Origin of the sequence: Actinomadura viridis, from assembly GCF_015751755.1 — a bacterium.
GTDB lineage: Bacteria > Actinomycetota > Actinomycetes > Streptosporangiales > Streptosporangiaceae > Spirillospora > Spirillospora viridis.
This window is the reverse complement of record NZ_JADOUA010000001.1, coordinates 5,849,218-5,865,456: the sequence shown is the minus strand read 5'-3', so window position 1 is coordinate 5,865,456 and position 16,239 is coordinate 5,849,218. Positions and strand designations below refer to the sequence as shown.

Below are 16,239 nucleotides of genomic sequence, written 5' to 3'. Positions count from 1 at the left end.
GGTCGGCGGCCGAGGGGAGAGTGGACGGAGATCGGCTCACCCCGGCCGCGAAAGGACGATCATGCGCATCCCCCTGCTCTCGGCGGCGGCCGTCGCCCTGGCGCTGTCGATGGTCTCCGGAACCGCGCAGGCGGAACCCGGCGGGACCTTCTCCGTCCTGACCTACAACGTGGCCGGCCTGCCCGCCTGGCTTTCCAGCGGGGACCCCGAGCACAACACCAAGCCCATCGGTGAACGGGTCAACGGCTACGACGTGGTCAACGTCCAGGAGGACTTCAACTACCACGCCGACCTCTACAGCACGGACGAGCATCCGTACCGTACGCCCACCAGCGGCGGGGTGCCGTTCGGCAGCGGGCTCAACACGATGGCCGACTTCCCCTACAGCGACCTCCGGCGGGTGAAGTGGAGTTCCTGTAACTGGACCGACTGCCTGACACCGAAGGGATTCACCTACAAGCGGCTCCAGCTCGCGGACGGCGTCTCCATCGACCTCTACAACCTCCATGCCAACGCGGGCACGGCACAGGCCGACCTCGCGGCGCGCCGGGCGAACATCAGCCAGATCTCGGCGTACATCACGGCGCATTCCGCGGGCCGGGCGGTGGTGGTGATGGGGGACACCAACACCCGCTACACCCGCGCCGAGGACAACATCCGTGAACTGGTCGCGGCGGGCGGGTTCACCGACGCCTGGGTGGCGGACGCGCGGGGCGGGGTGCCGCCCGCGGCCGGCGACCCCGCGCTGGTCTGCGACGACTCCCAGGTCACCGACGACTGCGAGGTGGTCGACAAGATCCTGTTCCGGGACGGCGGGGACGTCCGGCTGCGCCTCACCGGCTACTCCAACGAGAACGCGCGGTTCCGTACGGCCGATGACACGATGCTGTCCGACCACTACCCGATCGCGGCGACCTTCGCGTGGAGTCTCGGCGGGTGACGGCCGGAACGCGACCGTCCGGCGGTGTGACCAGCGTCTCAGCCCTGTCGGCCCGGTCACGAGGTGTTTAACACCCCGTTCACATACGGGCAACAGGTCAGAAATGCCCCATTGTCAGCCTCGTCAGGGCCGAAACCTGACGAAGGGACCCACGTTGAGCTACAAGGCCGAGTACATCTGGATCGACGGCACCGAGCCCACCGCGCGGCTCCGTTCCAAGACCAGGATCCTTGCCGACGGCGCGGAGCTCCCGGACTGGGGATTCGACGGCTCCAGCACCAACCAGGCGCCGGGTGACAACTCGGACTGCGTGCTCAAGCCGGTCTTCAGCTGCCCGGACCCCATCCGGGGCGGTGACCACAAGCTGGTGCTGTGCGAGGTCTACCTCGTCGACGGCACGCCGCACCCGACCAACACCCGCGCCCAGCTGCGCCCGGTCGCGGAGAAGTACGCCGCGCAGGACTCCTGGTACGGCATCGAGCAGGAGTACACCTTCTTCCAGAACGGCCGCCCGCTGGGCTTCCCCGAGCGCGGCTTCCCCGCCCCGCAGGGCTTCTACTACTGCGGCGTGGGCGCCGACGAGGTCTTCGGCCGCGAGATCGTGGAGCGGCACCTGGACGCCTGCCTGGAGGCCGGCCTGAAGGTCTCCGGCATCAACGCCGAGGTCATGCCCGGCCAGTGGGAGTTCCAGATCGGCCCGGCGGGCCCGATCGAGGTCGCCGACCACCTGTGGGTCGCCCGGTGGCTGCTCTACCGCATCGCCGAGGAGTTCGACGTCGCCGCCACCCTGGACCCCAAGCCGGCCGAGGGCGACTGGAACGGCGCCGGCGCGCACACCAACTTCTCCACCAAGGCGATGCGCGAGGGCTACGACGCCATCATCACCGCCTGCGAGGCCCTCGCCACCAAGGCGCAGGAGCACGTCGCCGCCTACGGCGCGGACATCGAGCGCCGCCTGACCGGCATGCACGAGACCGCCCCCTGGAGCGAGTTCAGCTACGGCGTCTCCGACCGGGGCGCCTCGGTGCGCATCCCGTGGCAGGTCGAGGTGGAGAAGAAGGGCTACATCGAGGACCGCCGCCCCAACGCCAACATCGACCCGTACGTGGTGACCCGCATGATCACGGGCACCTGCTGCGAGGCGCTGGAGAAGGAGGGGCAGGTCTGATCGGGACCCGGCCGGCCTGAGGCCGGCCGAACGAGCCGAGGGGATTCCGGGGCGGGGCGCTTCCGGGATCCCCTCCGGTCCTTCCCGGGGTCACTCCAGCGGGCGGCGGCCGGCGAAACCCAGGTCGGTGCGGTGGTACCAGGCCAGCTCCTCGTCGCCCTCCAGCCAGCACAGCCGGACCGAGCGGCCGTCCAGCACCGCCGGGAAGTCGATGAGGAACGGCGCCAGGCCCTTGATCTCGATGCCCTGGCCGGTGAACCAGGCGATCTCCTCGTCCAGCCGGGCCTCGGACGCCTTCACCTCGGGGATTCCGCCGCGTTCCGAAGCGCCGTGCACGCGCAGGTCCAGGGTGAGTTCCGCCAGGTCGGCGCGCAGCCGGACGAGCTCGGCCGCGTGCTCGCGCACCTGCGGGATCAGCGCCCGCGCCTCCGCCACGGTGAACTCCCGTTCCGCGATGTCCATGATCACTCCCCGGGGGTCGGTGATGCGCCGGTGCCCGCAACGTTACCCAGGTACGGCGGGACCGCCGCGACGCCCCTCGGGGGAGCGACAAAAAGTCCACAAAACCTCTGAACCGGTATGGAGTTCCCTCAATGGGGGCGGGGTAGCACTGGTTCATGGGAGAGACGCCGTTCGAGTCGTTCTTCCACGGTCGGCCTGGGCGCGGCATCCCGCGAGGAGCGCACCGGCTCCCGCTGGAGCGATCCTTCCGGTGCCGCGCCACGCTCCGCGGTCCCGCCGTGGCGCCGATGGCCCGGTACGAGGAGTTCGTCCGGCTGCACGAGGCGATCTCGGCGCCACCGCGGGTGCACGGGCGGCGGCTGTGGCTGTGCGGCCTCGGGACGGCGCTGATCGCCGGGGCGCTGATGTTCGCGGGCGTGGGGATCTTCCGGGGACTCCTCGGGATCCAGGTGCCCGCCTTCGTCGGGGAGGGGCTCGACGCGGAGGCCGCCGCGCTGGCCTACGCGGTGTGCTCGTCCACCGCGACCCTCCAGGCCACGGCGCTCCTGCGCGTCCTGCTGGCGGTGTCCGAACGCCCGGTCAAGGCCTTCCTCTGGATCGGCGTCACCGCCGTCACGCTGGTGACCCTCCTGCCGTTCACGCTGCGAGTCCCCGTGGAGGCGGCCCTGGCCACCTCGGCGCTCGACCTGGCGGGCGGCTCCCTCATCGTCGGGCTGCTGGCGGGCGTCGCCAGGGCCTGCGTCGAATGGCCCGAGCCGCCGCCCTCGCCGTACCGGCGGCGCGGCGCCGCCTAGAGACGTGCACCATGACCAGCCGGGTGTCCGGGTGTCCGGGACGATCCATTCGCGGATTTCGTTCCGTCCCCTTCGGAGGCTCGCCAAGGTGAATTAACACGCCTTTCACAGCGGGGTGATATCGGAGTTTCGGGGGCCGGTGCAAGAATGCGGGGAGTGATCCCGGCCGGTGTTCGCGGGCGGCGGCCGGAGGCCGGTCCGTGGAGGTCCGCGCCGGATCGAGGACCCGCCGGACGGAGATGGGAACACGCGATGATTCTGTCCCCCCGGAGCCTGGGCGCCGCCGCGTCGAACGTCGCTCACAAGGTGCTGCACGGGCAGGTGGCCGATCTGCGCCCGGTGCCCTCCGAGCCGGTCGGCGACGGGCCGCGGGGGACCTCGCTCCACCGCTACCGCGGGCCGGAGGGACTGGTCCCGGCCGGGCCGCCGGTGCTGTTCGTGCCGCCTCCGGCGGTCCCCGCGCGCTGCTACGACCTGCGCCGGGGAGGCAGCCTGGCCGAGCACGTGGTGAACGCCGGGCGCCGCAGCTACCTGCTCGATCACGGCCCGCTCGGCCCGGCGGACCGGGCCGGCGACGCGGCCGAGTGGGTCCGGGAGGTGCTCCCGGAGGCGATCAGGGCGGTCAGCCGGGACGCCGGAGGGCAGCCCGTCCAGCTGGTCGGCTGGTGCGCCGGCGGGCTCGTCGCGCTCCTGACCGCGGCGGCCGGGCCCGCCCTGCCGATCGCGTCGGTGGCGATGATCGCCGCCCCGGTCGACCCGGCCGGGCCAGGGGCCCGCGTTCCGCCTCCGCCGCTCGGCGCGCGCCTCGCCCGCGGGGTGCGGGCGGCGGTGAGGGACGCGCTGCCCCGGCCGGTGGCCGGGCACGCCGGGCGCCTGGCCGCGCTCGACGAATATCTGCTGCGTTCCCTTAAAATTCTCGTCAATCTCGACAATACCGATTTCCTCGCCCAGATCGAGGCGGTCGACCATTTCTCGAATATGCTGGCGGACCCCTCCGGGCGCGCCGTCCGGCGGATGTGCTCGGCGCTGCTGCCGGCCGGCGCGACGGCCACAGGAAAGGTCGTGATCGGCGGGCGGCCGGTCGACCTGGACCGCGTCGGGGTGCCCGTGCTGGCCATCGCCGGACGGGACGACGCGCTGGCCCCGGTGGGCGCCGTGCGGCCCGTGACCCGGCTGCTGCCGGGGGCGCCCGAGGTCCGCGTCGAGGTCGCGCCCGGCGGGCACCTGGGCGTGCTGACCGGCGCGTCCGCCCGGACGACCACCTGGGCGCACCTCGACCGGTGGCTGGACGAGGGCATCGTCCGCCACGGCATCCGCGCGCCCCGGAGGGACGCCGCCGCGACCGTGTGAACGCGGCCCCCTCCCCGGCTCGATCTTGAACGTCCGGTTGCCCGCCGGTCACCCGGGCCGTCCTCGTGTCAAGAAAACCTCCAGGGTTTCCCTAGGGTCCCGTAATCGGGTGCGTCCGTGGCGTGTCACCGGAGTGTCCGAAGCGTGACCGACCGTAATGTGGCCGAGCGTTGCAGCAGCCAGGATTTCGAGCCGCGCGGCCGGAGGGGGCAGCCGGGCGCGCGGGACGGTCGGGGGGCAGTGCATGACGGCAGAGGCGGGGCGGGACGGCACGGACGGCGGAACCGGCGCGGCCGGGGCCGCGGGCCCGCTGACCGGCGGGGGAGACCGTTCCCCGGCCGGGATCATCGGGATCGGCCCGTTCGGACGTCCCGCGCCGCATCTCACCGTGGCCGTGGCCCGCGCCGGCGGGCTCGGCGTACTGGACCTCGGCACCGACCGCGCGAGCGCGCTGGCCGCACTGGCCGACGTCGGCCGCTGGTGGCCGGGCCCGTTCGGGATCCGCGTCCCGGCGGGCTGTGGTGTCCGGCCCGAGGAGATCCCGGCCGAGGCCGGCACGGTGGTGATCGACGCCGCCGCGCTGCGGCCCGAGGCCCCGCCGCGCGCAGCGGTGGGGGTCTCGGGCCGTGTCTCGCCGGACCCCGGGACCGCGCGGCTCGTCGGCGGCGAAGCCGAGAACGAAGGCGAAGACGAAGACGATAACGAGGGCGAGGGCGGATCCGGCGAGGACTGGACCGTGCGCGTCATCCCCGCGTCCGCCCGGCGCGCGCTCACCGGCGACCCCGGGGAGGCCGGTGGACCGGACGACCACGAGGGCCTGGTGGACGTGGCCGCGTACGCCCGCGGGCGGCGGCTGCTGATCGAGGTCGTGGACCCGGCGGAGGCCGCCGAGGCCGTCCGCAGGTTCGGCGGCTCCGCGGGCCCCCGGGGCGTGACCCTGCACGGGCTCATCGCGCGCGGCGGCGAGGGCGGCGGCCGGGTCGGGGACCTGACCACGTTCGTGCTGCTCCAGCGGCTGCTCGGGGACGGCCGGGTGAACGTGCCGGTGTGGGCGTCCGGCGGGATCGGCCCGCACGGCGCCGCCGCGGCGGTGGCGGGCGGCGCCGCGGGCGTGGTGCTGGACGCCCAGCTCGCGCTCGTCCGCGAGATGGACCTGCCCGCCGACGTCGCGGCCGCGGTGGCCGCCATGGACGGCGGCGACACCCGCGTCGTCGGCGGCCGGCGCGTGTTCGCCGGTCCCGGCCCGCGGCCCCTGCCGGTCGGGCAGGACGGCGCGCTCGCCCGCCCGCTGGCCGACCGGTACAAGACGGCGGGCGGTGTGGTTCAGGCGTTCCGCGCGCAGATCGCCGAGCACATCCGGGCCGCGGTGCGGGCCCGTCCGCTGGCCCCCCTCGACCGCCCGTCCGGCACCGGCTCCGCACGGGAGTACCCGGTGGCGCAGGGGCCGATGACGCTGGTCAGCGACCGTTCGGTGTTCGCCGCCGCGATCGCCCAGGACGGCGGGCTGCCGTTCCTGGCGCTGGCGCTGATGAGCGGCGAGGAGGCGCGCGAGCTGCTGCTCGACACCGCCGACCGGCTCGGCGACCGGCCCTGGGGCGTGGGCGTCCTCGGCCTCGCCCCGCCCGAGCTGCGCGAGGCGCAACTGGCCGCCGTGCGCGACGTCAGGCCGCCGTACGCGATGATCGCGAACGGGGACCCCGCCCAGGCCGCCTCGCTCGAGGCCGTGGGGATCGGCACCTACCTGCACGTTCCGGAGCCGGGGCCGCTGGAGGGCCTCCTGGCCGGGGGCGCCCGCAAGTTCGTCTTCGAGGGCCGCGAGAGCGGGGGGCAGGTCGGCCCGTACGGCGGCCTCGCGCTCTGGGACGCGCAGGTGGAGCGGCTGCTGGCCTTCTGCGACGCGAACCCGGACGCGGCCGGGGAGCTGTCGGTCATGTTCGCCGGCGGCGTCCACGACGAGCGCTCGGCCGCGATGGTGGCGGCGCTGGCCGGGCCGCTCGCCGAACGGGGCGCCGGCATCCGCGTGCTCATGGGCACCGCGTACCTGTTCACCTACGAGGCGGTCGCGGCCGGGGCCATCACCGAGGGTTTCCAGCGGACCGCCGTCGAGTGCGACCGCACCGTGCTGCTGGAGACCGCGCCCGGCCACGCGACCCGCTGCGCGCGGACCCCCTACGCCGCGGCGTTCGAGGACGAGCGGCGCCGCCTGGAGGAGGCCGGGACGCCGCGCCCGGAGACGAGGCGGCTCCTGGAGGAGCTCAACCTGGGCCGCCTGCGCGTCGCCGCCAAGGGCCTGCGCCGCGGCCCCGGTCACCCGGCGCCGCCGGGCGAGCACGCCGGACCCGGCGGCCTGATCCAGGTCGACCCATCCGAGCAGCGCCGCGAGGGCATGTACACGCTGGGCCAGGTGGCGGCGCTGCGTTCGGCCACCACCAGCATCACCGGCCTGCACGAGCAGGTCACCACCGGAGCCACCTTCTTCCTGTCCACCCGCGCCGTCACGCTCGGCCTCGGCGGCACCGGACGGGCCGGACTCCCGGCGGGCGCGGGCCCGGCGGGCGCGGACCCGGTGCCGGCCAGGCCGATGGACGTCGCGATCGTCGGGATGGGGTGCGTGTTCCCCGGAGCCCCCGACGCGGCCTCGTTCTGGGCCAACGTGGTGCGCGGGGTGGACGCCGTCGGTGAGATCCCGGCCGGGGACGGCGCGGGCGGCCGGACCCCTCCCACCTGGGGCGGTTCCCTTCCCGGCGTCCCGCTCGACGCGCTCGCCCACGCCGTCCCGCCCGGATCGCCGGGGGAGACCGAGCCGGCGCGGCTGCTCGGCCTGGAGGTCGCCGCCCGCGCGCTGGAGGACGCGGGGTACGCCGACCGGCCCTTCGACCGTTCCCGCACGTCGGTGTTCTTCGGCGCGGCGGGCGCGGCGGCGGGGGCCGGGCGGATCGCCGACCGGCTGGACCTGGGCGGGGGCGGCTACGCCGTCGACGCCGCGGGCGCCGCGTCCCTGGCCGCGCTGGACGCGGCCTGCAAGGAACTGGTCGCGGGCGGCAGCGACATGGTCCTGTGCGGCGGCGCGGACCTGATCGACGGCATCGACGACCACCCGGCCGCGGCCGCGGTCGGCGCGCTGTCGCCGCGCGGGCGCCGCGCCCCGTTCGACGCCGCCGCGGACGGGATCGCGCCGGCCGAGGGCGTGGCCTGCGTCGTCCTCAAGCGGCTGGCCGACGCCGAACGGGACGGCGACCGCGTCTACGCGATCATCAGGTCGGTGGCCGGAGCGGGCGACGGCCGTTCCCCGGACCCGGCGGCGCAGCCCACCGCGCAGCCGAGCGTGCCGTTCCCCGACGGGCGGCGCCGGGCGCTGGACCGTGCCTACCGGCACGCGCGCGTCTCCCCGTCCCGGGTCGGGCTGGTCGAGGCCGACGGCGCCGGCACCGGGGACGGCGACCGCGCCGAACTGGCCGCGCTCACCGCCGCCTTCACCGAGGCCGGGGCCAGGCCGGGCGGGACGGCGCTGGGATCGGTGAAGGCGCAGATCGGCCACGCCGGGGCCGCCGCCGGCCTGGCCGGGCTGATCAAGACCGCCCGCGCCGTGCACGCCGGCGTCCTGCCGGGCACCCCGCTCCTGAACGAGCCGCAGCCGGCCTGGGACCCCGCCACCAGCCCGTTCGCGTTCGGCGGACGGGTGGCGCGGCCGTGGGCGGCGGCGCCGGCCGAACGGGTGGCGGGCCTGAGCGCGTCCGGTTCCGGCGGCGCCCACTTCCACGCGGTGCTGGCCGGGTACGACGGCGCCCCGGAGCCGGTCTCCGGGGTCGCCGGGTGGCCCGCCGAGCTGTTCCTGATCCGGGGGGCCGGCCGCGCCGAGGCCCGCGCGGAACTGGACCGGCTCGGCGCGCTGCTCGGCTCCGGGCCGCCCGCCGGGCGGCCCCGCCTGCGCGATCTGGCCCGGACGTTCGCGGGCGGGCCCGGCGGGCACCCCGGCGGGGCGGAGGGCGGCGGGGTCCAGGTGGCGCTGGTGGCCACCGGGCCGGACGACCTCGCGGCCAAGATCGCCATCGCCCGGGAGTTCCGCGCCGCGCCGGGCGTGTACGTCGCGGCCGGGGACGGGACGTCCACTCCGGAGGGGCAGGCGGCAGGGCAGGCAGAGGGGCAGGCGGAGGGGCAGGGCAAGGAACGGGGGCGGATCGCCTTCCTCTACCCGGGCCAGGGCAGCCAGCGGCCGAACATGCTGGCCGGACTCTTCGTGGCGTTCCCGCGGCTGCAGCGCCTGCTGCGGCTGGGCGGCGGTCACCACACCGAGGCGATGTTCCCGCCCGCCGCGTTCACTCCGCAGGAGGCGGAGCGGCAGCGCCTCGCGCTCGCCGACGCCGCGAACGGCCGGCCGGCCCTGGCGATCGCCGGGCTGGCCCTGCACCGTCTGCTGACCGAGCTGGGCGTGCGCCCGGACCTGGCCGCCGGGCACGGCCACGGCGAACTGGTCGCCCTGGGCGCCGCCGGGGTCTTCGGCGAGGAGGACCTGATCGGCCTCAGCGCCGCCCGTGCCGAGGCGGACGCGTCCGCCGCCCTGCGCGCCGAACTGGACGCCCGTGACCTGCGCTCGCCCGCCTACCCGGTGTGGTCCTGCGCCGCCGGCGCCCCGCACGACACCGACCCGGCGGAGCTCCGCGCCGCGCTCGCCGGGCAGGTCGCCGAGCCGATCCGGTTCGCCGAGCAGATCGAGGCGATGTACGCGGCGGGCGCGCGGATCTTCGTGGAGACCGGTCCCGGCCGGGTGCTGACCGGGCTGGTCCACCGGATTCTCGGCGACCGGCCGCACACCGCCGCCGCCTTCGACGCGCCCGGCGAGGACGGCATCGAGAGTCTGCTGCGGGGCCTGGCCGAACTGGCCGTGGCAGGCGTCCCGGTGGACCCGCGCCCGCTGTTCGCCGGCCGGGACGCCCGGGACCTGGCCGCGCCCGGCGGGCCGTCCCGTCCCGGCTGGATCGTCGGCGGGCACCTCGTGCGCACGGCCGGCGGCGGCCACCTGAGCGGCGGGCCGCGCCCCGCGCGGCCGGGCGCGCCGGAGTGCGCGCCCCCGGCCGCGCCGACAGCGGAGGAGACCATGGAGACCGGAGAACGCCAACCGGCGCGAACGCGCTCGCGGCTGGCCGACCAGGCCGCCGAGGGCGCGGTCCTGGAGTACCTGCGGGCCAGCCGGGAGCTCATCGCCGCCCAGCGCGACGTCGTGCTCAACTACCTCGGCGCGGGCCCGACCGCCACGGCGCCTGCCGCCGGGCACGCCGATGCCGGGCACGCCGATGCCACGCCCGCCGGTGCCGTGCCCGCCGATGCCGGGCACGCCGGGGCCGAGCCGGAGGCGGACCGCGACGGAACGCCGCCGCCCGGGGCCGTCCCGCCCGTCCCCGGGCCGCGCCGGGCGCTGCCGGGCGAGAGCGTGAGCGGGCACGGCCCCGTGTCCTTCGTGGCGGCCCCGGACACGGGCGCCACCGGCGGCACGGACGGCGAGGACGGCGCGGACGGTCAGGAGGGAGAGCCCGCCCCCGCGCCCGCCCGGGAGCCGCGGCGGCCGGTCCGGCAGGTGATGCGGACCACGCCCCTTCCCCGGCCGCCCGTGCCGGAGGCCGGCGCCCGGGATTTCGCGGACCGCGACTTCGTGATCGTCGACGACGGGTGCGGGATCGCCCTGGAACTGGCCGCCCTCCTGGAGGCGCAGGGGGCGCGGGTGCGGACGCCGCTGGAGCCGGACGGGCCGTGCGACGGGCTGGTGCACCTGGCCGCGCTCCGGCCCGGCGGCGGGCCGGTGCTGCCCGACGCCTACGCGGGGATCGGCGACGCGCTGGCCGGGGGGCTGCGGTGGCTCGTCCTCGCGGGCGGATCGGGCGGGACGTTCGGGCGCCGGTACGACGGCAGCGGCGTCGGCGACCCCACGCCCGGCGCGGGCCTGCGCGGGCTCGCCCGGACGCTGGCCCTGGAGTTCCCGGAGGTCGTGGTGCGCGCCGTGGACGTCGACACCAAGGACAGCCCGCGGGCCGTCGCGCGGCGGATCCTGGCCGAGATGACGGACCCCGGCGCGCCGGTGGCGGTCGGCCACGACGGCGATTCCCGGAACACGCTCACCCTCGTCCCCGCCGCTCTCCGCGTCCCGGCCGCGGTCGCGAACGGCGACGCCGAACCCGCGCTCGGACTGGACGAGGACGGCGTCGTGCTGATCACCGGCGATCCGGGCGATCCGGGCGATCCGGGCGGCATCACGGCGCGCCTGGCCCTCCAACTGGCCAGGACGACCGGCTGCCATATCGAACTGGCGGTCCACACCCCTGAGTCCCCGCCCGACACCGATACCGACGCCGCCGATCCCGACGCCGACGGCGAGGCCGGGCTCCGCCACGTTCTGGACGAGTTGCGCGAGCACGCCGCCTCCGTCCGGTATCACGCGCTGGACACGCAGGACGCGCGGAGCGTACGGGCGCTGGTCGAAGGCGTCTACGCGCGGCACGGCCGCCTGGACGGAGTGATCCACGGAGCGGGTGCCGGAGCGGGTGCCGGAGCGGCCGGCCTGGCCCGTCACCCGGACGGGGGCGAGAACGACCCGGTCCCGGACGCGCAGGAGCTCTTCGGCCGCCTGTACCGGGCGAAGGTGGACGGCGCGTCCGCGCTGGCCGCCGCCGTCCGGCCGGATCTCGGGTTCCTCGTCGTCCTCGGCGGCGCCGCGGGCGTCCACGGCCACCGTGGCAGGGCCGGCGACGCCGCGGCCGACGACGCCTGCGAAACCCTCGCGCGGGTGTGGCGGACGCGACTGCGCGGCCGGGTCCTGGTGGCCGGCTGCGGCCCCTGGGCCGACTCCCGCGAAGGCCCGCCGGCCGATCCGGACGAGACCGTGGCGGCGCTCCTGCGCGAGATCGCCTATGGCGACGAGGTCCAGGTCGTCTTCACGGGGACGGCGGGCGGGACGGCCAGGCGGGACCCATGAGCGGCGGGGACGGCGGCCACGGCGCCGCGCGGGGCGAGCCGGTCGCGATCGTCGGGATCGGGGCGCTGTTCCCCGGTGCCGGCACGGCGGGCGCGTTCTGGCACAACGTGCGCGACGGGGTGGACGCGATCAGGGACGTGCCCGCGCACCGCTGGGACCCCGAGGTCTACTACGATCCCGGCGCCTACGACGGGCCGCCCGAGAGCGACCGGTTCTACTGCCGCCGGGGCGGGTTCGTCGACGATCTCGCGACGTTCGACCCGGCCCGGTTCGGGATCACGCCCGCCTCGGTGTCCGGGACGGAGCCGGACCAGCTGCTGGCGCTGCGCACCGCCGCCGAGGCGGTCGCGGACGCCGGCGGCGAGGACCGGCTGCCGGACCGGGACCGGATCGGCGTGGTCATCGGCCGCGGCGGCTATCTCACGCCCGGGCTGGCCCGCTTCGACCAGCGGGTGAGCGTGTCCCACCAGCTCACCGGCGTCCTCGCCGAACTGCTCCCGGACCTGGGCGAACGGCGGCTGGCCGAGATCGGGGCGGCGTTCCGGGCGCGGCTGGCGCACGCCGAGGACTCCGGCGGCCTGGTGCCCGGCTTCGCCGCGTCCCGGATCGCCGGCCGCTTCGACCTGCGCGGCCCCGCGTACACGGTGGACGCCGGCTGCGCCTCCTCGCTGGTGGCGGTGGAGCACGCCGTGCGCGCCCTGCGTACGGGGCAGTGCGACGCCATGCTGGCCGGAGCGGTGCACCACGCGCACCACGCCACCGTGTGGAGCCTGTTCACCCGGCTGCGCGCGCTCAGCCGCACGGGGCGCATCCGTCCGTTCGACCGGGCGGCCGACGGCACCCTGCTGGCCGAGGGCACCGGCATCGTGCTGCTCAAACGGCTGGCCGACGCCGAGCGCGACGGTGACCGGGTGCACGCGGTCATCCGCGGCGTGGGCTCGTCCAGCGACGGCCGCGCCGGCGGGATCATGAGCCCGCTGGTGGACGGCCAGGTGCTCGCCCTCGAACGCGCCTGGCGGGACGCCGGGCTCGATCCCGCCGATCCGGGCGCGGCCGGGCTGGTCGAGGCGCACGGGACGGCGACGCCCGCCGGCGACGCCGCCGAACTGGCCACGCTCCTGCGCGTCTTCGGCGCGGCGGCGCCCGGTGCCGGGCCGCCGCTGTGGCTCGGTACGGTCAAGTCGATGATCGGCCACGCCCTGCCCGCCGCCGGGATCGCCGGGCTGATCAAGGCGGCCTTCGCGCTGCGCGAGGCGGTGCTGCCGCCCACCCTGCACGTCGAGGAACCGCATCCGGCGCTGGCCGGGACCCGCCTGCGCCCGGTACGGGAGGCGGCCGAGTGGGAGCCGCCGGGGAACGGCACGCCCCGCCGCGCCGTGGTGAACGCCTTCGGGTTCGGCGGTGCCAACGCGCACGTGATCCTCGAGGAGCACGCGGCGCCCGTACCGGCCAGGGCCCGGCACGGGATCTTCAAGGGACCCGCGCCCCGTCCGGCGGTCCCCGGCCGCCGCGTCCCGGGACCGCCGCTCGGCGGCGGGGGCGTGCTGCGGCTGGAGGCCGCCTCCCCGGAGGCGCTCACGGAACTGCTGGACTCGCCGGACGCGGTCACGGCGGCCCGCACCGGCCCCGGCCTCAGCACCGGCGCGATCTCCGCCCCGGCCCACCGGCTGGCGATCGTGGAGCCGACCGCCCGCAAGATCGACCTCGCCCGCGCGGTCGTCGCCCGCGGCACGCCGTGGCGGGGCCGCGGCGACATCTGGTACTCGCCGCGCCCGATGCTCGGCCGGGCCGGTGGCCGCACGGCGTTCCTGTTTCCGGGCTTCGAGCCCGCCTTCGAGCCGCGGATCGACGACGTCGCCCGGCACTTCGGGATGCGGGCGCCGCGGCTGACCGGCCGGGACGACCTGGCCGGCCACGCCGCCGACGTCATCGCGGCCGGCCGGCTGCTGGCGGACGCCCTGGCCCGCGCCGGGATCGAGCCGGACGTGGTCGCCGGGCACGGGCCCGGCGAGTGGACCGCGATGATCGTGGCCGGGCTGTACCCGCCGGAGGCGGCCGGGACCCTGGCCGACGCCCTCGAACGCGGCCCGGCCCGGCCGCCCGGCGCGGTCCACGCGACGCTCGGCTGCGGTGCCGACCGGGCCCAGGAGGCCATCGGGACCCGGTCCGACGTGGTCGTCAGCCATGACAACTGCCCGCACCAGTCGGTGATCTGCGGCTCGCCCGAGGCGGTACGGGAGGTGCTCGGCCGGCTGGCCGCCGAGGGCGTGCTGGGCCGGGAGCTGCCGTTCCGTGCCGGGCTGCACACCGCGATGGCCGAGGTCTACCTGGAGGCGGCGCGCCGTTCGCTCGAGGCGCTGCCCGTCCGGGAGGCGGCGGTACCGGTGTGGTCGGCGACGACGGCCGCGCCGTTCCCCGCCGATCCCGCCGGGGTGCGCGCCCTGGCCGTACGGCACCTGCGGGAACCGGTCCGGTTCAGCGAGCTGATCGAGGAACTCCACGCCGCGGGGGTGCGCGCGTTCGTCCAGGTCGGTCCCGGCGGGCTGGCCGGGTTCGCCGCCGACCGGCTGGGCGGCCGCGAGCACCTGGCGATGGCGGTGAACGTGCCGCAGCGCGACGGGATGGCCCAGCTGCGCCGGGTCGTGGCCGCGCTGTGGGCGGAGGGCTACGGGGCGGCACCGTCCCCCGACGCCGGGGACGCGGGCGGCCATCGCGGGCCGACCGGCGTCCGGCTCGATCTGGGCAGCCCTCTCGTACGGCTGGACGGGGCCGTCCCGCCCCTGGGACTCGCCCGCGCCGGTTCCCGCGGGGACTGGCCCGAGCTGCCCACCCGCGACCCGGTCATGGCCGAGCTCGACGCCCTGCTGCGGGAGGCCGCGGCGACCGCGCAGAGCGTCGTGGAGGCGCTGGAGATGGGCGGTGGCGGCGGCACCGACCCCCTCACGGGCACGGAGCCGGTGCACGGCGCCGACGGCGTCCCCGGCACGGACATCCGGCCGGGGCACGGTGCCGGCGCCCGCCGCGGTGGGCCGTCCGGCGGGCCCCCGGAGGTCACCGGGCTGACGACCTCGCGGACCTTCTCGCTCGACGCGATGCCCTACCTCGCCGACCACTGCGTGATCCACCAGCCCGACGGCTGGCCGGAGATGGCGGACCGCTTCCCGGTGGTCCCGCTGGCGACGCTCCTGGAGGTGATGGCCGAGGCGGCGCGGGAACTGCTGCCCGAGCTGGTCGTCATCGGGTTCGAGGATGTGCGGGCGCTGCGCTGGGTGGTGGCCTGCCCGCCCACCACGGCCGACATCCGGGCCCAGCTGCTGGCGGGGGAGCGCGGGCCGCGCCGGGTGAAGGTGGTCGTCGGCGGGCACGCCGACGGCGTCGTCGTCCTGGCCGAGCGCTACCCGGAGGTCCCGCCGCGCCTGCTGGACGACCGCAGGCCGCTCCAGGGGGAGGGACCGCCCCCGGTGACGGCGGCGCAGCTGTACGCCGAGCGGTGGATGTTCCACGGGCCGCTCTTCCAGGGCGTCACGGAGATCACCGCGATGGCCCCCGACGGGGTGCGCGGCGTGCTGACCGCGTCCGCCACCCCCGGCGCCCTGCTGGACGGGGCGGGACAGCTGTGCGGGCACTGGATCCAGGTGTACGGGGAGACGGACCAGAACGTCTTCCCCATCGGGGTCGGCAGGATCTCCCTGTACGGCCCGCCGCCGCCCGCGGGGGAGAGGCTGGACGCCACCGTCTCGAAACGGTCCATGTCCGCGAACATGGTCAAGTGCGACGTCGAGCTGGTGCGTTCGGCCGGGGGGTCGCTCTGGGGCCGCGTCGAGGGCTGGACCACGCGCCGCTTCCACACCGACGAGGCCACCTGGCGGATGAGGTTCACCCCGGAACTGTCGGGCGTCGCCGAACCGCAGGCGGGCGGCTGGTGCCTGGTCCGCCGCCACTGGGACGGGAGTTCGGCGCGCGACCTGCTGATGCGGACCTACCTCGGCGCCGCCGAGCGCGAGGAGTACCGGCGGCTGCCGCACCGGGAGCGGGGGCCGTGGCTGCTGGGCCGGATCGCGGTCAAGGACGCCGTCCGGCACTGGCTGTGGGAACGCGGCCATGGCCCGCTGTTCCCCGCCGAGCTGACCGTCCGCGACGGCGCGGTGGCCGGGCGGCCGGTCGTGACCGGGCCGTTCGAGACGGCGCCGGAGGTGGCGGTGGCCCACTCGGCCCTGCTGGGCGTGGCGCTGGTACGGCCCGCCGGTGAGGCCGCCGGGATCGCCGTCGAACCGGCCGAGCCCGGGGGCGCGCACCCCGTCGCGGAGGCGCGGCTGCGCGCGAACCGTGCCGCGGCCACCCGGGCCGTCGCCGGCGCCGCCCCCTCCCGCGGCCCCGCCGCGGAACGGCCGGACGGAGCCGGGCCGGACCGAGCCGGGCCGGACGGGGATCGGCCGGACGGGGAGGCCCCCGTGGTGATGGCGGTGGAGACGCGCCTGGTCGACGACCACATCGTGGCCTGGACGGTCACCCCGCCCCGCAAGGACGCCTAGCGCGTGAGAACGAGACCAGCACAGAGATC

At 76.6% G+C, this 16,239-nt stretch carries 7 protein-coding genes; 6 read left to right on the top strand and 1 reads right to left on the bottom strand.

What is annotated here, in order from left to right; genetic code table 11:
- Positions 1–61: 61 nt before the first annotated feature.
- Positions 62–940, top strand: coding sequence for an exonuclease/endonuclease/phosphatase family protein (locus tag IW256_RS26555; RefSeq protein WP_197013550.1), 879 nt, complete (start codon positions 62–64; stop codon positions 938–940).
- A 154-nt stretch (positions 941–1,094) separates the two neighbouring features.
- Positions 1,095–2,108, top strand: a complete 1,014-nt coding sequence (gene glnII, locus IW256_RS26550; RefSeq protein ID WP_197013549.1) for a glutamine synthetase — start codon at positions 1,095–1,097, stop codon at positions 2,106–2,108.
- Positions 2,109–2,198: 90 nt separating this feature from the next.
- On the opposite strand, the gene IW256_RS26545 is transcribed toward glnII, so the two are convergent.
- Entirely contained in the window at positions 2,199–2,570 is a 372-nt protein-coding gene (locus IW256_RS26545) for a DUF2203 domain-containing protein (protein ID WP_197013548.1), read from the bottom strand.
- Positions 2,571–2,725: 155 nt separating this feature from the next.
- Between IW256_RS26545 and IW256_RS26540 the strand changes: the two genes are divergently transcribed.
- The 4 genes from IW256_RS26540 (at position 2,726) to IW256_RS26525 (ending at position 16,210) form a co-directional block, all read left to right on the top strand.
- Positions 2,726–3,364 carry a hypothetical protein gene (locus IW256_RS26540; RefSeq protein WP_197013547.1) on the top strand — a complete coding sequence of 213 codons (639 nt, stop codon included), beginning with the start codon at positions 2,726–2,728 and terminating at the stop codon, positions 3,362–3,364.
- 252 nt (positions 3,365–3,616) lie between these two features.
- Positions 3,617–4,714: an alpha/beta fold hydrolase gene (locus IW256_RS26535; RefSeq protein WP_197013546.1), complete on the top strand. Its 1,098-nt coding sequence runs from the start codon at positions 3,617–3,619 to the stop codon at positions 4,712–4,714.
- Positions 4,715–4,958: 244 nt separating this feature from the next.
- Positions 4,959–11,678, top strand: coding sequence for a beta-ketoacyl synthase N-terminal-like domain-containing protein (locus IW256_RS26530; RefSeq protein WP_197013545.1), 6,720 nt, complete (start codon positions 4,959–4,961; stop codon positions 11,676–11,678).
- Positions 11,675–16,210, top strand: a complete 4,536-nt coding sequence (locus tag IW256_RS26525; RefSeq protein ID WP_197013544.1) for a type I polyketide synthase — start codon at positions 11,675–11,677, stop codon at positions 16,208–16,210. Before IW256_RS26530 ends, IW256_RS26525 begins: the two co-directional genes overlap by 4 nt.
- Positions 16,211–16,239 lie beyond the last annotated feature (29 nt).

Coding starts and splice junctions, on each gene's coding strand:
- IW256_RS26545 (WP_197013548.1), bottom strand. CDS start 2,570: ATGGACATCGCGGAACGGGAGTTCACCGTGGCGGAGGCGCGGGCGCTG.
- IW256_RS26530 (WP_197013545.1), top strand. CDS start 4,959: ATGACGGCAGAGGCGGGGCGGGACGGCACGGACGGCGGAACCGGCGCG.
- IW256_RS26555 (WP_197013550.1), top strand. CDS start 62: ATGCGCATCCCCCTGCTCTCGGCGGCGGCCGTCGCCCTGGCGCTGTCG.
- IW256_RS26525 (WP_197013544.1), top strand. CDS start 11,675: ATGAGCGGCGGGGACGGCGGCCACGGCGCCGCGCGGGGCGAGCCGGTC.
- IW256_RS26535 (WP_197013546.1), top strand. CDS start 3,617: ATGATTCTGTCCCCCCGGAGCCTGGGCGCCGCCGCGTCGAACGTCGCT.
- IW256_RS26540 (WP_197013547.1), top strand. CDS start 2,726: ATGGGAGAGACGCCGTTCGAGTCGTTCTTCCACGGTCGGCCTGGGCGC.